15 protein-coding genes and 1 pseudogene are annotated in these 26,763 nt (G+C 34.8%); 2 read left to right on the top strand and 14 right to left on the bottom strand.

Going from position 1 to position 26,763, the window contains the following annotated elements; translation table 11 throughout:
- Nucleotides 1–635 precede the first annotated feature (635 nt).
- The 8 genes and pseudogenes from Q0838_RS11685 to Q0838_RS11650 all read right to left on the bottom strand — a co-directional run bounded on the left by Q0838_RS11685 (nt 636) and on the right by Q0838_RS11650 (nt 12,291).
- Nucleotides 636–1,184 (bottom strand): hypothetical protein, encoded by a 549-nt coding sequence (locus Q0838_RS11685; protein WP_298955214.1) that lies wholly within the window; start codon nt 1,182–1,184, stop codon nt 636–638.
- Between the two features lie 2 nt (nt 1,185–1,186).
- The gene (locus tag Q0838_RS11680; protein ID WP_298955211.1) at nt 1,187–1,924 is read right to left on the bottom strand and encodes a hypothetical protein; all 738 of its coding nucleotides are present in this window, start codon (nt 1,922–1,924) and stop codon (nt 1,187–1,189) included.
- A gap of 430 nt (nt 1,925–2,354) precedes the next feature.
- Nucleotides 2,355–2,873, bottom strand: a complete 519-nt coding sequence (locus tag Q0838_RS11675; protein WP_298955208.1) for a hypothetical protein — start codon at nt 2,871–2,873, stop codon at nt 2,355–2,357.
- An 18-nt stretch (nt 2,874–2,891) separates the two neighbouring features.
- Complete coding sequence (locus Q0838_RS11670; RefSeq protein ID WP_298955207.1) at nt 2,892–4,532, bottom strand: M23 family metallopeptidase; 1,641 nt, start codon at nt 4,530–4,532, stop codon at nt 2,892–2,894.
- A 253-nt stretch (nt 4,533–4,785) separates the two neighbouring features.
- Nucleotides 4,786–5,019, bottom strand: a pseudogene (locus tag Q0838_RS11665) (2-oxo acid dehydrogenase subunit E2); the annotation flags it as partial.
- A 334-nt stretch (nt 5,020–5,353) separates the two neighbouring features.
- On the bottom strand, nt 5,354–7,879 hold the full coding sequence (locus Q0838_RS11660; RefSeq protein WP_298955205.1) for a polysaccharide lyase: 2,526 nt from the start codon (nt 7,877–7,879) through the stop codon (nt 5,354–5,356).
- Nucleotides 7,880–8,259: 380 nt separating this feature from the next.
- A complete protein-coding gene (gene odhB, locus Q0838_RS11655) occupies nt 8,260–9,543 on the bottom strand; it encodes a 2-oxoglutarate dehydrogenase complex dihydrolipoyllysine-residue succinyltransferase (protein WP_298955202.1) in 1,284 nt (427 codons plus the stop codon).
- Between the two features lie 3 nt (nt 9,544–9,546).
- Nucleotides 9,547–12,291, bottom strand: a complete 2,745-nt coding sequence (locus tag Q0838_RS11650; RefSeq protein ID WP_298955158.1) for a 2-oxoglutarate dehydrogenase E1 component — start codon at nt 12,289–12,291, stop codon at nt 9,547–9,549.
- 115 nt (nt 12,292–12,406) lie between these two features.
- On the opposite strand from Q0838_RS11650, the gene Q0838_RS11645 reads away from it, so the two are divergent.
- Nucleotides 12,407–12,946 carry an alpha-ketoglutarate decarboxylase gene (locus tag Q0838_RS11645; RefSeq protein WP_298955155.1) on the top strand — a complete coding sequence of 180 codons (540 nt, stop codon included), beginning with the start codon at nt 12,407–12,409 and terminating at the stop codon, nt 12,944–12,946.
- A gap of 49 nt (nt 12,947–12,995) precedes the next feature.
- On the opposite strand, the gene Q0838_RS11640 is transcribed toward Q0838_RS11645, so the two are convergent.
- From Q0838_RS11640 to Q0838_RS11625, 4 genes are all read right to left on the bottom strand, one after another.
- A complete protein-coding gene (locus Q0838_RS11640; protein WP_298955152.1) occupies nt 12,996–15,704 on the bottom strand; it encodes a hypothetical protein in 2,709 nt (902 codons plus the stop codon).
- A 5-nt stretch (nt 15,705–15,709) separates the two neighbouring features.
- Complete coding sequence (locus Q0838_RS11635; RefSeq protein ID WP_298955149.1) at nt 15,710–16,483, bottom strand: GLPGLI family protein; 774 nt, start codon at nt 16,481–16,483, stop codon at nt 15,710–15,712.
- The gene (locus Q0838_RS11630) at nt 16,449–16,703 is read right to left on the bottom strand and encodes a hypothetical protein (protein WP_298955146.1); all 255 of its coding nucleotides are present in this window, start codon (nt 16,701–16,703) and stop codon (nt 16,449–16,451) included. Before Q0838_RS11630 ends, Q0838_RS11635 begins: the two co-directional genes overlap by 35 nt.
- A 106-nt stretch (nt 16,704–16,809) precedes the next feature.
- The gene (locus Q0838_RS11625; RefSeq protein WP_298955143.1) at nt 16,810–17,115 is read right to left on the bottom strand and encodes a hypothetical protein; all 306 of its coding nucleotides are present in this window, start codon (nt 17,113–17,115) and stop codon (nt 16,810–16,812) included.
- A 206-nt stretch (nt 17,116–17,321) separates the two neighbouring features.
- Here Q0838_RS11625 and Q0838_RS11620 point away from each other — a divergent pair, with 206 nt between their 5' ends.
- Nucleotides 17,322–19,778, top strand: a complete 2,457-nt coding sequence (locus Q0838_RS11620) for a ligase-associated DNA damage response DEXH box helicase (RefSeq protein WP_298955140.1) — start codon at nt 17,322–17,324, stop codon at nt 19,776–19,778.
- Between the two features lie 146 nt (nt 19,779–19,924).
- Here Q0838_RS11620 and Q0838_RS11615 read toward each other — a convergent pair whose 3' ends face one another.
- Together Q0838_RS11615 and Q0838_RS11610 are read right to left on the bottom strand one after the other, a co-directional pair.
- Nucleotides 19,925–25,417 carry an AAA domain-containing protein gene (locus tag Q0838_RS11615; protein WP_298955138.1) on the bottom strand — a complete coding sequence of 1,831 codons (5,493 nt, stop codon included), beginning with the start codon at nt 25,415–25,417 and terminating at the stop codon, nt 19,925–19,927.
- A complete protein-coding gene (locus Q0838_RS11610) occupies nt 25,410–26,651 on the bottom strand; it encodes a M48 family metalloprotease (protein ID WP_298955135.1) in 1,242 nt (413 codons plus the stop codon). The genes Q0838_RS11615 and Q0838_RS11610 overlap by 8 nt, the downstream gene beginning before the upstream one ends.
- Nucleotides 26,652–26,763: the final 112 nt, after the last annotated feature.

The raw sequence follows: 26,763 nt of genomic DNA, 5'->3' as shown, positions 1-26,763 counted from the left end.
ATATCTTGACCTTCTATTTGCTGCATATTCAATGTTTTAAAGGCGTTAATATACGGCAATTAAATGACTAACTCAATTATTTTAACTTTTGATTGATTTGTACTTGAGTCGATAAAGCATATGTTAGAAATTACGATTCTTTCCTGATTAAATGTATCGGTAGTTTTTTCTATTTTTAAATCTCTCCAATTCTGAAGAACCATTACATTATCTGGAATATAAAACTTATTATATTCTTAACCCATTATCAACACCCTTCTTAACAAATCATCACTAATAATGTCTACAGATTTATGCAAATTATTTTTATTATCTATTTAGGCTATTTTATCTCCTGATCTATTTCCTTTTTTAGTTTAATAAATGAAATCTAAGTTCAAGTGATAAGTGCAATATAAATATTTAAAATAGGTGGAAGCAATTGTTTTCATTATGGCAGGTATTAATTCCTAATAAGGGAAATTCAACATTAGCCATAGATTCGCCTTCTTCAACAAAGTTTCTTGATATTACTTTAGGCTGTTCTAAAGGATCCAATTGGGCAAATGCGTCACTTGCAAACATCCCACCTGACCAAGCTAATCTTTGATACTCAACCGAAAGATGTTTAACCCATCGTAATCAAATCACACTTTCTATTCATTTGCCCTCGGCGGATAAGAAACTGTTCCTATATCTTTGTACTTTCCGTCTTTTAAAACATATAAATGTGCTACAAATAATGAGTCGTAAAGATTGTCAACAATTATTGCAAATTCGTTATTAAATAATACAGCATCAATTTTACTAAAAAAAGTATGCATGCTGACATCTTCTACGTCAGGATTTTTAAAATGTAGATTTTTAACATTAATTTTATTATGATCAAATTTATTATCGCTGATTAATGGTTCTAGCAGCAACCAATTTTCTTTATTATATAATAACGTAGAATCTTGTTTAATATAGAATTGCCATTTAGATTGTTCTAACAATCTATCAAATAAAGAATCTTTTAAAAAAGAAGACGATTCATTTAAAGAGTGATTAGTATTAACATAAGCATCTTCACCTATATAAGATACGTTGGGATTTCTAGTATAGGCATCATTTAAAAGTTGATAAACATTTTTTTCGTAATCTGTTTGTTGCGATTTACATGAGTTACTAATTAATAGTATGCAAAGTAGAAGTAATATTCTCATAATTAACATGATTTAGTTCCTAATGGTGAAACTGGCAGTGTATTTCTTGGATCTCCAGATTCAATTTGATCCCTAGCAATTATCGCATTCCTTTCCCCTTGTGGAATTTGCTCGTAAGTAGCACTTTCTCTCATTCCGCCAGACCATGTTAACCTTTGATATTCAATAGCAGCGTGCTGAAAGCCATCGGAATTTGATAAAGAAAGTGCTATTGCTGATACAAATTGCTCGGCCATTAATACGTGTTGAGGTTCACCAGGAATCAACCAAAAATTGTGTTGAAATATTAATGAATCTAATGTTGTGCCTAATTCACTATTTGGTACATGCTGAATTATGTACTGTAAATAGGCATGAACTAATTCATGTATTGCAGTTCTAGCTATAGCAAGGTCTGTTGCGCGATTAAGGTAGTCAGGATTAAAAGTTATTACTGACATAGTTCCAGATGAAGCTCTCCCAGTTTGAGCATTTACAGGATTACCATTACGATCTAATTGAGTTTGCCCAACTTTAATTTTAACTGCATACCTTTCATCGTTATCAAATAAGGACAAAATATCTCCTGATAAGTTTAAAGCGTCGAGTAATGATTGATCTAAACTCGTGAAATCTAATGAAACACCATTTTCTGAAGGTTTAAAACCTTTAATAATATCATCGATCCAATCATCGGTCATTTGGGTACAGTCTTGACAATCACTTAATCTAGCTCCATTAGCATTTATCCCAGGTCTCAAGCTTAAAGAATTTCCAGACATTTGTTTTGATTCATTTAAAATCAACAAGGTACTTTTTGTAAATCACAAACTGCAATGTTAACAATACGATAATTTGCCAAACTAGATATGAATTGAAGAGATAATCAGTATCAATAGAATAAGAAACAAGTTCCAAATTAGAATATAAATAAGCAATTACCGCGGCCAGAATAGACGAAATTATAATCTCTAAACTCGTTTTAATTTTGTAAAACCAAAAATAACTAATAAGCACCGTTAGTGGAGAAATTGTGAAAACTATTATTTTAAAAAATGTAAACGTGTAACTCTCGTTAAGTTCAAATAATTTTGGCAAATACAATGATATCAATAAATTCAGGTAAAAAACCACCCATGAAAAACTACGTTTTTCATGGGTGGTTTTTTTCGACGTTTAACTTTATTGTACCTAGTTAAAATACTCGTATTCAATAAGAGTAATAACATTTGTATTACGGTTAAAACTTATACGTATTACTTCTGAACCAATCCTAAATACTACTTTCTTTTGTCTTGTTGAAGGATCGTTCATAGAATTCACAGCCCCCAAAATATTTATATTATCACCGACACTCAATGCAATACCATTTATAAATAAACTCTTAGAGCTATCTTTTAATTTTAAATTTGTGAGTTGATAATCGGAAATAAGATTATTTGAATCTCGCTCTCCATCTTTAAAAGTCAATTCAACACTTATAGTGTTATAAATAACCGTATAACTAGGCTCATTGTAAGTGGAATGATTGAAAGACTCATTAAAATACTGGTTTAGTTGTGTTAAACTACCACGTGTATCAATAATATCAGTGATTAGATTACCATCAAATTTAATATTTTGATACTGTAGAACTGAAAGATCATTTGTCTGACTGATACAAGAAGTAGAAAATACTATTATTGTTAAAATTGCTATAAAATTTTTCATTTTTTGAAATTTGTTATTTTAATTACATCCCGAACTGGTAACAGCTCCTGTAGTCTCGTTGAAGGTGGTTTTGAAAAAATCTATTGGATCTACCACAGTTCCATTTTCTCTAATCTTAATATGGACGTGGGACTCTGTAGAGCCTTCGTCAATTCCGGCTTGTAAATTACCAGAGTTTCCTTGGTTTCCTATAACATCACCAGCACTAACTGTTCCAGATGTTCGATTGCTCTGCTGTAAATGGAAATAATAGGATTTAATTACATCATCACCTACGGATGATGTGATTATGATATAATAACCAGCACCTCCTGATTCATAATGTAGTGTAGCAACACCATCAAACATGGCATAAACAGAATCTCCGTAATCATTTTTAATATCCATTCCCTTATGTTCAATATAATTGCAAGGTGCGGTACCTCCAGCTCCTCTTGTAAAGCCAAACATACCGCCTTTAGTACCGCAAGCTGTAGTTTGCTCCTGTATCTCTGGATCGGGAACTGGATCACCATGAGTACAATCACTACAGGGTTTTGTAGAATCATAATCAGGATTACCAGGTCGATTGCCTTTAGGATAATCTAGATATTTAATAGGATAGTAATTTGAAGTAGCCGTTGTTCCGTCAGTTCTTGTATAATTTCTTTCTTCAACTGGTCCTGTAATCTCAACTTCACTTCCTGAATCTATTTTTCCAGAATCACAATTAGTCTCTTCAATAATATTACCCTCTTCATCTCTAAAGTTGTCTTGTGAAGATGTTGTATTATCACCTTCTTCTGCAGTATTATTTGCGAAAGCATTTTCATGTAAATAACCTGTTTTATATTCACAATTCTCTGGAACGCATTCACATTTATCTAGGTCTAAAATCTCATTTTCATCACACTCTAACTCACAATCATCATCATCATCATCATCATCATTATCCACAGGATCAACGGGCACATAAAATCCTCCACCTCCGCTGCTAGGTGCAGAACCACCGCCGCCTCCACCGCCACAATGACTAGATCCTCGCAGAAACGTCCAACTAGTCACACAATTACTTCCTGCTTTATTCCTAGCCGTACATTCTGGATCATTTGAATCTGAGTGATGCCGATTACCGTCACAATTCCAGCTATAACAATCAGTATAGGGCACTAAACTTCTAGTCATGCCACACTTCAAAAAACTAGGGATTAAAGAATCCCCTTCCACAATCATTACTTCAACATTATCCATATCATAATGACCATTATTCAAAATATTATAACTTATCAAATGCTGTACGCTTGTTGTGTCATTTAAAATCGTAATCATATAGTTTTTCAATAAACTTTGTCCCTCGATACTGTCCTGTACTATTTGAAAAGTATAAGAGTCGTATTGATCGCTTTGAATAAATCTGACACGACTCGTATCAATTTGTATGCTTGAAGCATTATTAGATTTATTAATCACACTTGAAGATAATGATTTTATTTTATCACCTATAATAGGAGTTTGCATTACATCTTTTCCTGACACAAATCTTCCATTAATTTTTGGAAAAATCAATTCATTTTGAATTTCTTCTTCAAAATCTTCATCCTTCTCACAAGAAGAAATACAAACTACAGCAGCGATTACAAATAAAATGGATAAATAAAACAAATAGGACTTCCTAATCATAAATAATAGTTTTGCGCCTATGGAAAAATAAGCAAGTTAGTTATTTAAAAAATCATGGGACCACGAAAGTAACTGAGAAGATAGATAGATAGATAGATAGATAGTAAATAATTTAACATATATTTAACAATTTTATTATTGATTAACGAAGGTAAAAAATATCAGTAAATCTCTCAAAATAAGCATCTCATGTAATATGTGAAAAATAGAAGCACCATTAAGTGCCGCCATTTATATAATTATAACCAGAAAATTACATTTCCAGCGCTCTCTTCACATCGCCATCCATTAAGATGTTGATAGGATCTTCTAAAGCTTCTTTAATAGCTACTAATAAACCTACAGACTCTTTACCATCAATGATTCTGTGGTCATAAGAAACCGCTAGATACATCATAGGACATGCAACGATGTTACCATCTACTACCACCGGGCGCTCTATAATGTTGTGCATTCCTAAAATTGCACGCTGTGGTAGGTTGATAATAGAATTTATTGAATCTAAACAACTGTATAATTGTTAATTTAAGTAATTCCAGGCTAAGAGTTCGACGCACGTATGGAAAGATATAGATAGAAAACTCATAATTTAAATTTTCTCTCATCATGAATTAATGGGGTTATCAACTTTATACATATAATTGTGCAGACTTTAAATAATGTCTGAACGACGTACCGCATTGGTCACTGAACTTAGTTATCAGAAACATCGTAGAAAGCCGTGTATCTGATCCAAGTCAGGTTATCGTCCATAAAAAAGCACCAATAATAAAACTGGTGCTTTGATAAACGTTGAATTCTTACTGCTATCTATAAAATCATTATTTTTTAATCACACTAAAGGTATGATGCATCCCATCTTCCAGCTTTATTCTTACCAAGTATAGACCATGCTTAAGATGAGATGTTTTCAAGGAAAATGAACTACTTTTTTTCATCTGATTTAAAGAAAACGACATCAATCGCATCCCCTTTATATCATAGACAGATACCCTAGATGCTTCCTTAGGAAGGTTAACAATTGAAAGATAGTCTGAAAAAGGACTAGGATAAATTCTAGGAATCAACTGATCAACATTTGCATCTAAAGATCTATTTGAGCTGCAGCTAGGAGCAATGGCAACCGAACGAAAATGAATCGAAAAATCAGAAGACTTTGAGACTAGGATAAAGCTGTCTACATTTGTATTTACCCAATATGAACCATCCAAACCTAGTATTCCTGTATTATTTAAAGTCACTTCTGGAAAGGCGCTATTTAGATTATAGGTAGTCTTATTTTTTAAGTCTACATAGTAAGATGGAATACCATTTTTAGTATTCAATGCAAAACTATAAAGATCATTATAAGTAGAACTCCAATTGACAGAAAACTTTTTGACTGAACTTAAATCAGGTGCTTCAGAGCCCACAACATATATATTATTATACTCTTTATTTAAATTAGAGATGCCTGTTATACGAGGCGTACCAAAGGTACAGCTCGCTCTAATTTCCTCTTCTACATCATTTTCAAAATTGTTAACAGTAAGAGTAAACGAATCTTGTGATACATTGCCATCATTATCGGTAGCCACTACTTTAAAAATATGGCTTCCTACAGAAAGTCCGGTGGTTTCTAGTTCAAATCCTGTATAACCCCATTCATACGGACTAAGTCCTTCTTTTCTTACAAATCGGTCATCTATAAAGAGCTCTACTTTTGAAATACTACCGTCAATGTCTGATGCATCAGCTAATAAATACAAATTATCATAGCCTTGAGTCACTGTTTTATTTCCAGACGGCGTCATAAATTGAATTGAGGGAGCTATGTTTAAATTAGGATTCTCAACAGTAAGGGTAAACGAATCTTGTGATATTTCTCCTTCATTATCGGTAGCTACTACTTTAAAAATATGGTTTCCTACAGAAAGTCCAGTGGTTTCTATTTCAAATCCTGTATAACCCCATTCATACGGACTAAGTCCTTCTTTTCTTACAAATTGGTCATCTATAAAGAGCTCTACTTTTGAAATACTACCATCACTGTCTGATGCATCTGCTAATAAATACAAATTATCATAGCCTTGAGTCACTGTTTTATTTCCAGACGGCGTCATAAATTGAATTGAGGGAGCTATGTTTAAATTAGGATTCTCAACAGTAAGGGTAAACGAATCTTGTGATATTTCTCCTTCATTATCGGTAGCAACTACTTTAAAAATATGGTTTCCTACAGAAAGTCCAGTGGTTTCTGTTACGAAACTAGCATGACCCCATTCATAAGGGCTAAGCCCCTCACTTCTAACTAATTCATCATCTATAAAAAGTTCCACTTTTGAAATGCTACCATCACTGTCTGATGCATTGGCTTCAATATACAGATCGTTATAACCTTCATTAACAATTATATTTCCGCTAGGGGTTGTGAACGAAACTGAAGGCGCCCTGTTAACGCCATCATTACCTTCTGTAACGTTATCACAATTGGTCCAAACCTTAAAACTATCAAAATATGCATAATCTGTTGTAGGAGACCACCATCGCTGATCTGAAGCACTGCCGCCTCTATAAGTATTCATAATTAAATCATTGATTTTTACATTACCTTTACCAGATTCTCTAAATTTCACATTATTCAAGGTTAGCTCTTCAACCCCATCAATAAACATTTTAATGATCCCATTATTTTGTCCAGGGGTATTTAACTTGAGATACTGCTTTATAGTATACCACCTATTTTTTTCAAGTCCTCTTATGATTGTTTCATTCTCACCACATTTAGATATATCCCTGTCTGGAAAATAAGTGTAGACTACAAGTCTAGCTGGGGTATCACCTCCATTGCTTCTCCACATTAATCGGCACGAAAAACCGTTTTTAATACTGTTGTTATTCCTTGTACATCCAGCAGGTATGGCACCATTTGACGAGAGCGAAGAGCCTCCCAATCCTGGAAGTTTACCACCATATGCCCAGACAAAGCCAGCATCAAATTTTACACGATATTCCAACACTGCTTCTTCAGCACTTGCAAATTCCTTGTCAAACAGGAATCCACCATTAGGACCTCCAGCAGAATTTTTCAAATATTCTGCACGCAAAACACCGTTCACAACTCTAGTCTTGTGCGGCCAGCTGTTTCCATTACCATCAAGCCCTCTGATCTGACCAGATGTTCTTGCTCGGATAGCACCAAAATCTTGAGTCGCGCGTGAAATATTGTAAAGTGATGAACCTGTATTCTGATCAAAATCTACATCTATTACCAGATTAGAGTTATTACAATTTTGTGCATAACACCGAAAGAAACTGGAAACAGCGGCAAGAATAAAAAATAGTAGAGAGAGATAATTAGTTTTCATAATTTGGGTTTTTAAGGTTAGATAATTAGAAAGTTTTAGATCATTAAATTGTTCAATTAGGCAGAAAGGTTAAAACGCAACTAAATATAGTCTATTTCAACGGATTTATCACGCAATTCAACCCATTAAAAAAAGAGAATAATACAATCAATTGATCGCTAATTTAATGATCACGTACAAGTTATAGAATTAATAAAACTAAATCATGAGAGATAAGAGATAAAGAACCCAATGAATGAAATCTACTAGTTAAAGATCTTATTGCCGCTTATTTATTGAGATTTAATCAAAAAAAAATACCAAATGAAAATTCATTTGGTATTTTTTATACTTCTAAAAGTATGAAAGACTAGGTAGTCACTAAAACGCTATAAGACATTCTATAACTCTAGCGCTCTCTTCACATCGCCATCCATTAAGATGTTGATAGGATCTTCTAGTGCTTCTTTTATAGCTACTAAGAAACCTACAGATTCCTTACCATCAATGATTCTGTGATCATAAGAAACCGCTAGATACATCATAGGACGTGCAACGATGTTACCATCTACTACGACCGGACGCTCAATAATGTTATGCATTCCTAAAATTGCACTCTGTGGTGGGTTGATAATAGGTGTACTCATCATACTACCGAAAACACCTCCGTTAGTAATCGTAAACGTACCACCAGTCATCTCATCAATAGTGATATTTCCATCTCTCGCTCTTAACGCAAGTCTTTTCACTTCTTGTTCTACACCTCTAAAAGAAAGGTTTTCTGCATTTCTAATGACAGGAACCATTAATCCTTTAGGACCAGAAACAGCTATCGAAATATCTGCAAAATCATAAGAAACCATTTCTTTCCCATCAATCATAGAATTAACCGCTGGATACATTTCTAATGCTCTAGTTACAGCCTTAGTAAAGAAAGACATAAATCCTAATCCTACTCCATGTTTAGACTTAAACGCTTCTTTATGATCTTTACGTAAATCAAAGATAGGTTTCATGTCAACTTCATTAAAAGTAGTCAACATCGCAGTTTCATTCTTAACACTTACTAGACGCTCTGCTACTTTTCTACGCAACATAGAAAGCTTAGAACGAGACTCACCACGAGATCCATTTCCTGGAGTACCCATAGAAGGTTTTGCATTTACTGCATCATTCTTAGTAATACGACCATCACGACCGCTACCAGAAACAGACTTAGTATCTACACCTTTTTCATCGAGAATTTTCTTTGCAGCAGGACTTGCAGTACCGCTAGCATATGTTTCTTTAGCTTGCGCAGATTGTGGTGCTTTAGAAGATGTGGTCTTGCTGTTAGCATTATCCTTCTGCATCTCTTTGGCTACATCTCCATTATTTCCTCCTTCATCTCCACCTCCCATAGAAGATGGTGCGTTATCCACATCTTTAGAACCGCCATTAGGGTTTGTTGCTTCTGTATCGATATGACACACCACAGCACCTACGGCAACAGCATCACCTTCTTCTGCTTTTAGCGTAATAATACCGCTTGCTTCAGCTGGTAATTCTAGGGTAGCTTTATCGCTATCTACCTCTGCTATGGCTTGATCTTTTTCAACCCAGTCCCCATCGGCAACTAACCATTCTGCTATTTCTACTTCTGTAATCGACTCGCCTGGTGAAGGCACTTTCATTTCTAGAGCCATAATTTATTTATTGGTATTAAATACATCTTCAATTATTCTTGCCTGCCTTCTTTTAGATCTCGTAGAACTACCAGAAGCAGGAGCTGCGTACATATTTCTTGAGCACACTCTCCATGATCTGGTCTCTGGCATGTGTAACATTAAGTGGGAATATGCCCCCATATTTCTAGGTTCTTCTTGTGCCCAAACGACATCTTTAGAACCGTACTTTTTGATGATTTTTTGCATCTGATCTACTGGCAGTGGGAACAATTGTTCTAGTCTTACTAGCGCCACATCGGTACGGTTATTTTCTTCTCTATATTCTAATAGATCATAATAGAATTTACCAGAAGTGAATACTAATGTTTCCGCTTTCGCGAAAGCGTCACCATCAACATCTATAACTTCTTGAAAATGTCCGTTCTCAAATTCAGACACAGTGCTTACCGCTTTAGGATAGCGCAAAAGGGATTTAGGAGTAAAAACAACAAGAGGCTTGCGGTAATTCACCTTCATCTGGCGGCGCAATAGATGGAAAATATTTGCTGGCGTCGTACAGTTTACCATGAACATATTATCTTTTGCACAAAGTTGCAAATAACGTTCTATTCTAGCACTAGAGTGCTCTGCTCCCTGGCCTTCATAACCGTGTGGTAATAATTTTACCAGACCGTTTTGATTCTTCCACTTATCCTCTCCAGCACTAATGTACTGGTCCATCATAATCTGCGCACCGTTTGAGAAGTCACCAAATTGTGCCTCCCAAATCGTTAATGTTTTAGGTCGTGCCAGTGCATAGCCATACTCAAAACCTACCACACCATATTCAGAAAGATGTGAGTTGTAGATGTACATGTGTCCTTTTACATCAAGATTATTGTGTAAGATAAACTCGTGCTCGTTATTCTCTGATTTAACAACTGCGTGACGGTGAGAAAAAGTACCTCTTTCTACATCCTGACCACTCATTCTTACATTAAAACCTTCTTGCATTAAAGAACCATAAGCGAGGTGTTCTCCCATAGCCCAGTCCAGTCGGTCTTCATCAAACATTTTCTGACGTATTTCTACTATCTTCTTTATTTTTCTAATGAAGTTGCGATCTTCAGGCAGCTTAGAAATAGTCGCGGTTATTTCTTCTAGAATTTTGCGATCTACACCAGTTTCTACCTGTTGCATCATCTCCACTTCTGTCGCTTGTTCAAAACCATTCCATTCATCCTGCATAAATGGTGTAATAATGGTATTTTCCATCTGGCGAGATGTAGCCAGTTCTTCTTCTAGACGTTCCTTATATTGTTTTTCTAGTTCTTTTACTTTAGAATTATTAATAATTCCTTCTTTAAGTAATCGCTCTGCATAAATATCACGAGGGTTTTTATGCTTTCCTATCGCTTTATATAATTGTGGCTGTGTAAAACGAGGCTCATCTCCTTCATTATGACCGTATTTTCTATAACCTAATAGATCGATGAATACGTCACGACCAAATTCCATACGGTAATCTAGCGCAAAATTCATTGCGTGTACTACTGCTTCTGCGTCGTCTGCATTTACATGCAATACTGGAGAAAGAGTCACCTTTGCAATATCTGTACAATAGGTACTAGATCTCGCATCGAGGTAATTTGTTGTAAAACCTACTTGATTATTAACTACTAAGTGGATAGTACCTGCAGTTTTATAAGCATCTAGTTGTGCCATTTGCACTACTTCATACACAATTCCCTGACCAGCTATTGCTGCATCACCATGAAGTACGATAGGCAATACTTTAGAGAAATTCTCAGGAGTGTGCATATCTTGTTTTGCACGTGCAATACCTTCTACCACTGCACCTACTGTTTCTAGGTGAGACGGATTAGGAACGATATTAATATTAATATCATTACCATTATCAGTTTTTCTCTTGCTTGTATAACCTAAGTGATATTTTACATCACCATCAAAAATATCTTGCTCGTAATCTTTACCATCAAATTCTGAAAAAATATCCTTTACAGGTTTTCCAAATATGTTAGTTAACACATTTAAACGACCACGGTGAGCCATTCCAAGTACGAACTGATCTACACCTTTATCTGCTGCGTTTTCTATCAACGCATCTAGTGCTGGAATTAAAGACTCGTTTCCTTCTAGAGAAAAACGTTTCTGTCCTACATATTTAGTATGAAGAAATGATTCAAAAGAAACTGCTTCATTAAGTTTCTTTAAAATCTGTATTTTTTGATCTTTATTAAAAGTAGGATGGTTATCATTATTGTGCAACCAGTTTTGTATCCACTTTACCTCATCTGGTTTGCGTATATACATGTATTCCACACCTATACTCTCGCAATAGATTTTAGTTAAATGAGCGACTATGTTTCTAAGAGTAGTTTTACCTACACCTATTAACTCGCCAGAATCAAAAACGGTATCTAGATCACTATCAGAAAGACCGAAGTTGACCAGATCTAGTTTAGGCTCATAATTACGTCTATCTCTAACAGGATTTGTTTTAGTAAACAAATGACCTCTTGTACGATAGGCATCGATTAATTTAACTACTTGAAATTCTTTTTGCACATTTTCAGGCACCGCAATCGGCGTTCCTGTATGCTCTACTATAAGATCACCCTCGTGGGCGCTCTCCATACCAAAGTCAAATCCTTGAAAAAAAGCACGCCATGATGGCTCTACTTGATCAGGATTAATTAAATATTCGTCGTAGAGTTGTGCGAACTGAGCAGTGTGAGCTGCATTGAGAAATGAAAACTTGTCCATATATGGAAGGAAATTTATCCTTTTTATCAATTGTGATAGCAAAAATAAAGAAATGTACCGTCATTCTATAAGGTTTTGTATATTTATAACACTAGAAAATGTTAATCGATACATCATGAAAACCTATTCTTTAAAAAATATTGCCATATTATCAGTTTTTACACTCATTTCTTGTCTATCCTTTGGTCAACAGAAACAAGAACAAAAATTTTGGGATAATGTACGTTTTGGAGGTAACATAGGCGCAAATTTCGGAAACAGTTACACATCTATTTTAATCGCTCCACAAGCTGTTTATCAATTCAACTCGTATGTAGGTCTAGGTGCTGGTCTCAATTATAGCTATTCAGAATTTAATCCTAGCCGTAACTCTCGTTTGCAAGGGTCTAAATCTAACATAGCTGGTGGTAGTTTAATAGCTATTGCGCAGCCGCTAGATTTTCTTCAAGTAAGTGGGGATTTTGAATATTTACATGTGAATAGAAACTTTGATAATCCTGCTCTTGATGACACCTACTGGGTGCCTGCCTTATTTTTAGGCGCAGGGTACCAGCAAGGTAATTTTGTAATAGGTGCTCGATATGATGTCCTATATAATGATCGTAAAAGTGTTTACTCAAATGGTATACAGCCATTTGTTAGGGTACTTTTTTGAGAACATTTCTGTTTTGATTTCGCGCAAGCAAACTTATCAAGTACAGTCATCATAATTTATAAATGACTGAAAAAAGCAATATTCTAGGCTGTACAAACACTCGATTCTCAGAAGCTTGAAATTGTGACAAATTACTTGATAACTTTATCTCGTTATTTAATAAATTAGTAGCATCTAATTTAAAACTCCACGCAGAAGATTCTTTCCAATACTCTAGAGAAGTATTTAAAGTATTAAAATCATTAGATTGTCCAGTACTATTATTAGTAAAATAGTTCAATTCATAATCAGCTGTGAATAAAAAGCTTTTGAGAAAATTAATATCCATAGATCCTCTAGAAATCCAGTTCTCAAAATTATTTGAAATATTGCTACCTTCTAAATTATTAGATTGATGACCGATTTCAATTTCAAAATTGGGTGATTTTTTAAATCTTGTTTCTACTTCTATACTATTACTGATGAGAGTAGATCGATAATCTAGAATAGACTCATTCACGATTCTCTTGTAGTCACTTAGATTTATATTCCCTTTATAAGACCATTTTATATTCCATAAATATGTAGAGTAATTAAGACGCCCATTATAAGTGTTTTCTGGCAAATCAGTCTGTATCAAAGTTCGGATTTGATTCACTCCTTGTATTGCAGTACCATTTCTTATTCCTTCTATTAAACGATTGTAAGATATTGACGCGTTAAAAACAGTTCCTTGAAGTAATTTATAAGATTGATAACCTAAGCTAAAATTATGATAAAGAGAATTTTCTAGGTTTTCATTTCCTCGTGAAATTTGATTAAATGAATTAATGCGCAATCTATTAGCAAAATTAATTGGGTTGGCAAATCTTGAATTCATTTGGTATTTAAATCTTAGTTTTTTAGAATTAGAAGGCTCATATTCTACTAAGAGTTCAGGAAGAGGAACGAATTTTGATGTTGAATTTAAATCATTTTCCAATTGTCTAGCATTCCACTTATATAAACGAGCAACCAATCCAGGTTTAAATATATAATTGCCATACTTCTTTTTAAGTTGCAAGCCTAGATAATAATCTCCTATGTTACTAGATAAATCATTATTAAAACCATCGTCTTGAAAACTATTTACAGTGCCGTCATCTAAAACTTGAGAATCTGTATTTGTAAAATTAGTATTGGTAATATTAAAACCTGCAAGCGGATATAAATGTGTGGTCGAGTTGATCACATAATAATGTTTTATTCCCAACTTAAATTCAGTAGTTTTTCTATTTGATAGTTGGTTGACATTAAAAATTCCAGATCCTTGTGCTATTAATGGTACGATTCCAGAAAAAATAGGCTGGTCAAATAAATTTATACCGATGTAACTTCGATCTTCAACCTTAAAACTAGTCTCGAGTGTTGAAATGTGCTTAGAATTAAAACGTTTGTTGAAGTTTAATTGAGGAGAAAACGTAAAATCAGTTGTTTCTTTCATTGAATTATTGAACTGATTAGTTTGTGGTGATGTAGAAAGTAAGTTTCTTTTCAAATCTGAGCTGAAATCTTTGAAATCTATTCTCCCTAGAATATCTAAATCATTACTAGTTGTATAGTTTAATTTTACGGTATTTGCAGTAAAAATAGCATCTTGGTCACTATCATTAGATCGATTTTCTATAAAATCATCCTCAATAAGATAATTGATACTAGATTCATCTTTGGTTTTTTGACTATTGCTATTATTGATGGAGTAAGCAGTAAGATTAAGACCTGACTTAAAGTCGTGATTTAAATTTAAGGCACCAAATAAAGTTTTTAACTCTTGAAAATCTGTTGTGGATAAAGAGCTTGCGACTTCATCATTTAAAGTTTCACCTATTTTTGAATAATCGTTGAGCAAAGTAGAATTACCCATTTCAAAATTGAGATAATCGCTTGTGGTAAACGATCGTATACCATTATTATTAAAATCTCCTATAAAATTTACCGCTGTTTTAGGACTATAATAAAATAATAGTGGATTTATTTTATATCGATCTTCAACTCCAGAGCCAACTGTGACATCTCCAAAAACAAAGTTACGCTTACCATCTTTGAGTTTAATATTAAGTGCTAATTCATCACTATCTGTAAGGCCTTTAAGCCATGGTATTTTTGAATAGTTATCTAAGGCAACTACCTCATCAATGGCGTCTGCTGGAATATTATTTACTCCTAGTTTCTCATCTCCATTAAAGAAATCTTTTCCATCTACCATTAACCTGGTAACATCCTTACCATTGACGGTAACATTTCCTTCTCTGTCCACATCAAGTCCTGGTAATTTCTTTAAGACATCTCTCAATTTACGCTCTGTACCGTCGATAAACTGATCGGTACGGTAAGTAATCGTATCCTTTTTTACAGATACCGCTAGTTTTTTTCTGAGTATGATTTCATCTAGAGTTTCTGAACTTTCTCTTAGAACGTAATTTTTAACCAAGTCGCTTTTTAAAGATAAGGTATCTTTAATCTCATCATAACCAAGATGACTTATAGTAATCACATAAGATTTATGCTTAGAAAGATTTAACTTATAGCTACCGTCTATATCACTTATAGAAAAGAGTAGTCCTCCCTCATGATCTAATGGTGTAGAATAAATAGTAGTATTCTCAATAGGGTTAAATAAACTATCAGTCACTAGACCTTTAAAAATCATCTTCTGACTAGCAGCAAAATTTAAGAATAAAAAAACAGCAAGTAAAATAGCTACTTGCCGTTTAGGGTGAATAAACATATAATTTTTCAATATTTTTATTTCATTCTTGATTCAATTGCAGCGCCAGTTGCTTTAGCCTTTTTATAGGCTTGTAGCTCTGTAATAATCTTTTTATCAATTTGAGGAACTTCTTTATCCTCAACTATATCTTCTATTAATTTTGCGGTAATTGTTGATTTCACAGATTTTACTTCTAAAATCAAGCCTGGTAGGTTTGAATATTTTATTGGGCCACCGCGCCTATTAATAGATGGAGCAAACCACGCTTCAGTGGGATAACTATTTAGTTCTCGCTCTTCATAGCTTTGTAAGTATTTAGGAATTGCTTTAAAGCATTTAAAACCTAAGATGTTTTTAGATTCATCAGTAATTTCCCACTCTACAAATCGATTTTCATATTTTACGATAAAACTTTCTTCTTTGGTGTATCCTAACACTATAGAATCAGTTTGACCATAAACATATGAATGTAAATTTAATAACGATACACCTATATATGAATTAAATTGTCCGTCTATTGACATTTGATCTTCTACCACTAACAAAAACTGATTTTCGGACTTAGTATAAAGTACTATCTTTTGGTTCTCTACAGATTCCTTTAACCTCTTCTGCATTTGTTTAAACATCCGTTTTTGTTTTGAACTCATTTTTGTTGAGTTCTCAAATATATCCGCGTCAAATGTAGCTTTATACTCAACCTTCAAGTTTTGAGAAAAACTTAAAAAAGAAATAGTTAGAAAAAAGAAAAAAGATATAGCTCTCAATTTATTTCTAAGGATTTGCTGTATAATCACTATCACCTCCATTATTAATACAATTCCAGTAGTTATCCGACCATATGCTATTTAAGCCACTTTGAGATGTCCACGGAGCAAACATTGCGTAGACTTCATAAGCAAAATTGGCTCGATCTTCACATAAACCGTTTGCTAGAAACATATTTTCAGTTGGTTGCTCGTCTGAACTAAATCCACTCATTCCTACAAATAAAACAGCTAGTAGGCTAGCTCTGAAAAAATTCTTCATTATATAAAGTTTTTGATTAAGTGCGTAAAGTAAAGTAAAGTAAAGTAAAGTAAAAATGCAAGAAATTTATTTGCTTTTCTTATTTTCAGCTTTCCTAAAAAGAATTCTACTGCCTCAACCTAAATTGAATCTTACTCCATTCTCTCAATAGAAAACCTAGAATAATGCCGTGTTCTAGGTTTTTCTCCTGCACGTCTGCCAGGTAATATAACTGTTGCAGCTTAGGATCGCTGTCTTCTATAGCTTCATTCAATAGAGAAACTAAAGATTCTAAAAACTCTTTTGGCTCATTCAACTCAATAGCACCATAACCAGATCGCTGTAAATCTTTATTTACCTGACTCTTGTACACCATAAAAACATGATGCCTATCTTCTAGTTTATCTTGTAAAATGGTAAGCTTTTCTGACATATATTGACTTTAAAGATTCAAATTTAATAGGTTACTAACACAAGTCCATTATTTTATTTCTTATTCTTGATTTATAATTTGTTTACGCTTTCGCGAAAGCGAGAAATAACAAAATCCATCTCAAGATCTCTACTGGACCTTCAAGATACTTAAAAGAAGCAAAAAGACCGACTAACTAAAAGACTTCCAGCAACGCAGAAAGTTTCATGACAAAAAAAGAATTACTCCATATCGCAAATTCCTACTTTGAAACTCAAGGCTGGAAAGCTTTTCCGTTTCAAAAACAGACTTGGGATGCTTTTCTATCTGGCAAAAACGGACTGCTCAACGCACCTACTGGTAGTGGTAAAACCTACGCACTTTGGGTAGGAATAGTTCTTAATTACATTAAATCAAACCCAGATTATAAAACCAAAAATAAAAAAGGGCTAAAAGCGATCTGGATCACACCTTTAAGATCGCTATCCCAAGAAATTGCTCAAACCTCGCAAAAATTTGTGGACGGTATAGGCTTACCATTTACGGTAGGAATAAGGTCTGGCGACACCACCACAAAAGAAAGGGCTACGCAAAAAAAAGCCATGCCCGATTTATTAATTACCACTCCAGAGAGCTTGCATTTATTGCTTGCCACTAAAGATCATGTAAATGTATTCAAGGATTGCAATGCTATTATTATTGATGAATGGCACGAACTACTAGGCACCAAACGTGGTGTACAAATGGAGTTAGGACTTTCTCGTCTAGCAGGAATCAATAAAAATCTACGCATATGGGGAATTAGTGCAACAATAGGGAATCTAGAACAAGCTAGACAGGTATTATTAGGTGTGAATTCGGCACGCTTTGACGAAAGCGTACTCATCAAAGCAAATTTAAAAAAGGAAATAGAGGTGCGTTCTATTATCCCAGAAACTATGGAGAAATTTCCATGGCGCGGTCATTTAGGATTACATTTACTAGAAGATGTAGTAAAGATTATCAACGAAAGTAAATCGACACTAATTTTTACCAATACTAGAGCACAATGCGAGCTGTGGTTTCAAGCACTGATGCACAAACATCCAGAATTTGCTGGTGAGGTAGCTATGCATCATGGATCCATAAATAAAGAAACACGTATTTGGGTAGAAAATGCTATTAGAAACGAGTCTCTGAAAGCTTGTGTTTGCACTTCTTCACTAGATTTAGGAGTTGATTTTGCGCCTGTAGAAACCATCATTCAAGTAGGAAGCCCCAAAGGTGTTGCTCGTTTTTTACAGCGCGCAGGAAGATCTGGTCACCGACCTGGAGTAACGTCGGTTATTTACTTTTTACCTACACATGCGTTAGAATTAATAGAGGCGAGTGCTTTACAAGTAGCCGTTAAAACCCAAACGGTAGAGGACAGACTGCCTTACCTAAATTGTTATGATGTACTTATTCAATATTTATGCACGCTAGCCGTTTCTGGAGGTTTTTATCCAGATACTATATATCCAGAGGTAAAAGCTACTTTTTGTTATCAAGAACTTACTTATAAAGAATTTGAATGGTGCCTGCACTTTATAGTTTATGGTAGTGCTTCATTAGAATCTTATGAAGAGTATAAAAAGGTTTCCATAGATGAGGATGGTCGTTATTTTATAAACGATCGCGGTATCGCCATGAGACATCGTTTACAAATGGGAACCATAGTAACAGGGACAAGCATTACAGTAAAATATGCTACTGGCGGCTACATAGGCTCTATAGAAGAGTATTTTATAAGTCAATTATCACGTGGTGATGTTTTTGTATTTGCCGGTCGTACTCTTGAATTTGTGCGTTTAAAGGGAATGGTAGCACAAGTGCGTAATTCTTCAAAGAAAAAAGCAAAGGTTACCAGCTGGATGGGTAGCCGCATGCCATTAACCTCTCAATTAGGTGAATTACTAAGAGAAGAAATGCAGCATTTTCAAAACGGTAAAAAAAGAACCCCAGAGGTCAAAGCGCTCAAAGAAATTATCAATAGACAACAGCAAGAAAGCATTGTACCACAGAATCATGAATTCTTGATAGAAACGTTTAAGACTAGAGAAGGATTCCATGCTGTATTTTATCCTTTTGAAGGTCGACTAGTTCATATGGCCATGGCTGGACTACTGGCTTACCGCATGAGTTTATTACAACCCATAAGTTTTACTCTAGCTTATAATGATTACGGTTTTGAAATATTAAGTGACCAAGAATTTGATATGCAAAATGTACTGGATAACAACCTCATCACATCAGACATGATTCTTGAAGATCTAGAAGCTAGTGTAAATGCTACTGAGCTTGCCAAAAGGAAATTTAGAGATATCGCTGTTATTTCTGGACTAGTATTTACCGGTTATCCTAACAAGGCCGTAAAAGTAAAACATTTACAAAGCAGCAGTCAATTACTTTTTGAGGTATTCAGAGATAACGAACCTGATAATTTACTTTACCGACAAGCATACACAGAAACCTATGAGCAAGAAATAGAAGAATACCGCTTGCGAGAGGCTTTTCAACGCATAGAAAACCAAACGATAGTATGGAAAGAATGCCAGCAGCCTACACCATTTTCTTTCCCAATAATTACAGACCGCTTACGCGAAAAATTATCTAGTGAAAAGCTCGCCGATCGTATTAAGAGAATGCAGTTGAAATGGGAATAAGAAATTTAAACCTAAAGTTACTCGCTAGAATTGTTAATGATCAACAACTAGCCTGAAATCAGAAATCTACCTCCATAGGCAGTGCAGATAATCATTCCATAAGGGTAGAATTAATTCTACCCTTATGGAAAAAAAGAATAAAAGATCTAAACCAGTCGGTATCCCTTGCGAGTCTTCACTCCTATTAATCGCATTTCTTCTTTAAGAACTGATACTTGATCTTCAAAGGTTTTTCTATTTTCCTGAGCTTTATTACCTATGCGACCATATCTAGTAATTATATCTAATCCATCTACAGAAATTTCCCAAAACTTATTACTAGAACCTTCTACATATTCATAACGTTTAAAGATTAAATCGCTGCTAGATTTTTCTTCTTTTTTAGGTTTCAAATCCTCATCAAGTTCTAATAGATCTTTCAGGCCCTGAAGTTTTGAATCTAGTAATTCTTCATTTACAGTAGATAAAATCTGCTCTTCAATAAGATTCTCTGATTCGTTTTCAACTTCATTTTCAAGTTCAAGTTCCGTTTCGAGTTCAAGATCACTTTCTAACCTTTGCATGATTTTTTCCATCACACGTTCTGGCTGCTCTAACCAGTCTTTGCTATAAACATGTTGTAGTTTCCAGCCGAATGCTCTTAGCACATCTGGTTTCTGACAGTATTGCTCCAGGATATTATCAGTTGCATAATGAGTAGAACGGTCTATTAATATGGCAAGTTTGTAAGAAGTCGCCTCGTTTTCGCGCACAGCGATATCACATTTAAAATGAGATTGACCAACGGCATCGTCTATTGTATAACCTTTTGCCTCCAGCTTTTCTTTCAACTGATTAATAATAGGCAGACGTTTAGTTTTCTCTGCTTCATCTTCGTGAGCATGTAAACTATCGAGCACAGAATTGGCCGCCATTAACTGACCATCAGATATATGTTTTGCATACTTTAAGAACTTCTTAAAGTAATTTGCTCCTTCATTATAATCATTTTTGATGTTTTCTGCCTGGATAGAAGAGACGATCATCATATTTTGTTTTGCTCTTGAAAAGATAACATTAAGCCTCTTCTCACCACCACGTCTATTAATAGGCCCAAAGTTCATAAACATCTTGCCCTGGTTATTAAACCCATAACAAATACTCATGATAATTATATCACGCTCATCACCCTGAACATTTTCTAGGTTTTTGACAAATAAACCTATGAATTGATCTTCTTCTGTACGCTGGTATTCTTCTTCTAATTGTATACCGAATTGAGGATCTTCTAACGCTAGTTTATCCAGAGCACTTTCTATCTCACTTTGTTGATCCATAGAAAAAGCTACAATACCTATGCTTTTTTTAATATCATTCATTAAAAAAGTACGGACTAAGTTTGCGATATAAGCAGCCTCATCTTTATTAGTACGTTTATGGTAAATAGCATTTTCCATATAATGGTAACTAATGCTGCGGCTCAAAACATCTTTATAATCGATCTCTTGATCTGGATCTATTATAGGCGCTAGCGGCTCAACACCAGCATTAGGTATGCGACTGTCTGGTATAGTAAGGAGGTTTCTTTTATAAAATGCGGCATTACTAAAACTTATTAAACTCTCACGACGGCTGCGGTAATGCCAGCCTAACATTACAGAACTTAATTTACGAGCTCCTTGATTCAATAAACTATCTGCATCGAGACTTATACCTATCTTTTCTTCTGTTTCTTCTTCGTCTTCTTCTTGATCGGTAACATTTGTACTAAAAAAATTAGTAGGCGGCATTTGCATTTCATCTCCTACAATGATAGTTTGATGAGTTCTGAAAAGTGAAGGAACACCTTCTTCTACCGTTATTTGAGATGCCTCGTCATAAATAACAACATCAAAGATAGAAGTATCAATAGGCATAGAGTCACTAACACTAAGCGGACTCATTAACCACACTGGTTTAAGTGTAGTCATAATATCTTGTGCATCTCCAGTCGCAAGTTCACGTATAGATTTATAACGCATGCTTTTACCGAATTCGTTTTCTAGAATCCTGCGCGATGCGTTGTATTCCTTTTTAAGAACTTTCTCTTCTTCTGTTAACTGTGCAGCCACAGACTCTGTAATACGGACTTTATTTAAGAATTTATCTCTAATCTTAGAACGTATAAATGCGACATTAGAATCGTAATAACTATCTAATAGCGAGCTTATCTTACGCACAGAATTTCCTAAACCGTCTTCACTAGATTGAGAAAAAACAGGATCCTTTTCATAAACCTCTTTTACAGATTTATATGCGGTGTGAAAAGCAATATCATCTGTACTCCAGTCTCTAGTGCGTAGATTCTGTTGCATCTCTGGACTCAACCCATGAAGTTGCTCTATATAAGGAGCAAATAAACCTAGGGTATGTACAGCGGCTCTTCCACGCTGCAATTGGTCTTCCATTTGCGATAGCGTTTGTGCTCCATGATTAGAGAACAGACCATCTAGATGACTATATAACTCATCAAATTGAGATTTAAAACTTAATAAAGAACGCACGTAAGAAGTATGATCTTTAGTCGTCCAGACCTTAATAATAGGATCTGGATTATCTTGCTGCTCTTGAATCCACTGATAATCTGTTACAAAATTAGTAAGACCGAATCTTTGTGCTGCCTCTTCTCTTTGCAACTCTAATTGCTCTAACGCATCATACTCTTCATTAAGCGATTTAAGAACATTACATATTTCTGGTTTTATCTGGTGCGCATTAAAATTATAAGAAGCTTTTACCTGTCCTTTTAATTTATACCAGCCCGGATTTAAAAATTTAAAGAAACTACCGTCTAGCTTTTCCCATTTATGGAGAGCTATCTTTGCGTCTGTATCATCAAATTTTTGAGTCCAGTTTTCATTCTCTTCTATAAGTCGCTCGTGCAGCCTTCTTTGTTTCTCTAATTTTCTATTCAGGTTATCTAACTCTGACGCAGCGATAGTTTTTTTATCAAAAACCCCTAAAGAATCCCGCTCTACTATTCTCGCTACTTTCTCTGCAAAATCAAATTCTTGATGCCACGCCTCTATAGATTGTTCTTTTACCTCAACCTCTTGTTGATCTAACAGTTCTACCAAGGCATCTAATCCATCTGTTGCTTTTTCTATCTTCTCAAGAACCTCTCCTTTAACATTAGAAGCTTCTAATATTTCTATCGCCACTCCATTTAAAGCATAGTTTGCAATAGAACTACCGTGATCATTAAGTTTTACCTGTGCTATAAATTCTGTGATCCAAGTTTCGTTCTCTGCCCATTCTTTATAAAACGGCACATAGACCAACTCTTGATCTGAGAGCATTTCCTTTTCTTGATAATAAGCGATCAGTACTTGGTATAAATCGTATAAAGGCGGCTCACCGTCTCGCATATTTACATGAAACTTTTCTAGTTTACCTAGATGTGTCTCTATTTCTTGGATGGTTTTATCTCGCTTTCGCGAAAGCGTGCTCGTATTCATATTCTTTTTCATGAAAGCCTCATACGTATCTTTGAGGTTCATGATAAAAGCTTTTTTATCGGTTTGAGAATCGTGAATTAAGCAACACAATTCATCTAATTTTTTATTTTTTAAACGGTGAAAAACAACATCTAATGCCGCACGCTTTTCACAAACGAAAAGCACTTTTTTATCTCTCGCCACATAGTCTGCTATGAGATTAGTAATCGTTTGTGATTTACCTGTTCCTGGTGGTCCTTGAATGATGTAATTCTCGCCAGATCGTGCTTTTAAAACCGCTTGCGATTGCGTTGGGTCGGACTGTATAATGGGATACAGTTCTTCTAGACTGGTTTTTTTATAAGCGTCTAGATTAATGTTTTTAGGCTGATCGCTGAAGAGCTCATCAAAAACATCATCTTTAATATCTGCTTTTAAGATCTCAGAATAATCACGCACCAGACTCATTTTACGGTATTTAAAATTACCTAGAGTCATGTTGCAAGTATCCACTTCCCACACTAGCGGATTCACCTCTCCGTCGTTATCGGTATGGTAAAAACTGCGCCTGCGCTCTGCAACAGCAAGATCTGTGTAGGGATTAATGTCTTCGTTAATGATGTATTCTAACTGGTTGTGTTTTTTGGCAATTAGATTGTTGAAAATTGCGAGACCTAACGGTTTTACATTTTCTGCATCATAAGAATAGTCATAACTGCGAGTGCTTAAACCAGAATTACGGTTATTGAGTTTACGCTTTTTAAGTTTAAAATTGCGTTTTGCAATTTTATGTATGAGCTGTATTTTAGGCTTATCGCGCCATTGTAAATCTATTCCTGTACCACCTAGAGAGATTTGGTTTTTTATGCTTTGTACCAGCTCTTCTATGCTGCTCGTTTCTAGATTTACAAAATCTGGCAAATCTATGTCATAAAGATCCTTGAGGTAATAACTTAAGACGGGATTTACCTCGGCCTCTGTATCATTTACCGTTAATTCATACTTATCTTTTATCCCTTTCTTTTTTGTGATAGAAACTGGCAGTAATAAAAGTGGCGAGGTTATACGCTCCTCTGCGCTTTCTTTAAAATTATACCAATGTAAAAAAGCGACTACAACACGCAACTGGTCAAAACCGTACTCGTTCTTACTCTTGCGCGCTTCTAATCGTACTTTATTAAGTGCTGGAGATAAAAATCTATTTTGATCTATGTCTAGATAACGGTTAAGATTTATCTTTTTCTTGCTTATAAATTGAGTCTCTATATGACTATTCCAAAATATTAAATCTTTCTCATTGATATTTTTATAGTCCAACAACATAGGTACAGAGGACTCTGTAAGGTTTAAAAAACCACCTCGATCATTAAAATAGAGTAATTTATTTCTTCTAGAGATATCAAAGAGTCTGCGTTTTAATTTATCTAGAATATAACTACCACGATCTGACAGATTCAGATTTCTAAAACCTTCTGTATCGGTAAGATCTACATAGTTTTCTGGATTAAAATCACGATAATTTTTAAGCTTTGCTATTATTTCTTCTAGACTAGGCGCACGATCTTCTCTATAAAGTGGTGTCATCTCCCTAATTACATGATGTATAGTAGGGTGCAAGTTTTTATTATAAAAATAAAGTCGCTCTCTGTTTTCTACAAAACGCTCTAACTCTTCTACATCTCTAAAATCGATACCGTAGGCTACACTAGCTAGTATAAAACCTAATGTAAAAATCTCGGTAATAGGATCGTAATGACCGGTTTCAAAATCCCAGGTTTTATAATGTGGTAAATAGACCGGTTTTGAAATAGGTACATCCAGATCTTTATGAATCGCATCATGATCATAAAGTCTATTACCATAATCATCTGGAACATCTAATGGATCGAGAGAACTTACCTCTTTATAATTTACACTTACCTCAACCGCATAACGTTGTTTAGGCTTCTTAAATATTTTAGCAGATTGAGTAAAATTTCTCCCTTCAGATTCTGTTACCAGTATGCGACCGTTATAATCAATGGAATCGATAGAATAAATACCTAAAACTAGATTGCGCGCTCTAAGAAAATGTGCTTTTTCTAAAAGGGGTAATACTCTAGCTATAAAATCTGGTGTCGTGCTGCCTCCATGTTCTTTGACCTCATCTAGCAGACTGAAAAAACTTGCTTTATAATCACTCATTGTCGTAAATACTGCTATCTGGGTTCTCGGTTACACGGCTCAAATCATTCATAGCCTCTTCCTTTAATTTCTTGAAATCTCTAATAGTCAGTTTTAACTCTTTTCTTAGAATACGCTCGTAATCTTCTTTTAACTCTAATAATTCTGACACTTCCAAAGTATGCGCGAGCGGTAATTTTTCTAGTGCGCTATCTATTCTAGCAAAGTCCAATAAGAGATAACATAAATAACTCTTAGTACTAGGTGTGGTGTGTTTCAGCTTTCGCGAAAGCGAACTCGTATCTATCTTTTCACTTCTATTAAAGTCTGGAAAAAACTGTTGTGCTAGATTCATCACAGCATTAGAATTGATCCATTGAGGCCTTAAAATAAGCTGTATAAAGTCAGAGGTTAGTGCTCGAGTCTCTTCTTGTTCAAAAATATCTAGGCTATTGATATCCCACTTCCCTTCTATTAACTTGTGTAGTTCTTCTTCATAATCTTTAGAATTACGCGCTTTTAAATCTAGAGCAATACTGCGCAAGTAGGATTCTGGATGCGTTTGTTGGTTAGTAGATTCATCTTCCTGACTTATAATTTCTTTGGCCTGGTCCAGGTAACTTTGTGCATTAACATCTGCCAGTCCGGTATTTAATTTGATGAGCATTTGTATAACCGTGTAGTGTTCTTTACAGGATTTAAATGCACCTGTATCACAAAAAAGCTCTAAGTACAGTTGAAAAATACGCGCTGTTTCTATGATGCTGTCCTCACTACGAGAGTCGTTTGCTAGGGCGAGAACTATACGTTGTGTCACCTCATAATCACCATCTTCTATTTTAAAGAAAAGGTAGTGCGAGAGCTCGTGAGCTATTAAGGCCTTTAACTGTTTATCATCTAACAACTGTAAAACATTACCAGAAAAAACAATATGCGCTTCTCTCTCAATTATTGAAATGCTAGCATTTACTTGTAGACTGTTGTTCTCTTGATAGAAAGTGACTTGTGCATCGATATTTAGGTCTTTACAAATAGCGTCAGACACACGATATAAATTTGCATGACTATCTAGATCTAGACGGTATGTGTTTTTGAGCAGGTTCTTTTTAAAAGATTCTACTTGTTGTGCTTTAATCTTCTCGTCTTTAAACCATTGCCAGGTTTTCTTGCGACTTTTTAAATGGTCTCTTAGTTTTTTATGGTATGGAAAAGGTTCTAAAAGTGCCTTTTGATCTATTGCAACGTCGTCAGTCATTCAATTATATTAAGTATTTCCCCTAGGTTTTAAAGTTAAGGAAAACGACGGTGATTTTATCAATTGCTACTATCTAAAATGGTATAGTGAATACTGCACTATTCTCCAGAGG

Source organism: uncultured Nonlabens sp., assembly GCF_947495285.1.
GTDB lineage: Bacteria > Bacteroidota > Bacteroidia > Flavobacteriales > Flavobacteriaceae > Nonlabens.
Note: the sequence above shows the minus strand (reverse complement) of the source record. Positions and strands in the feature narration are given on the sequence as shown.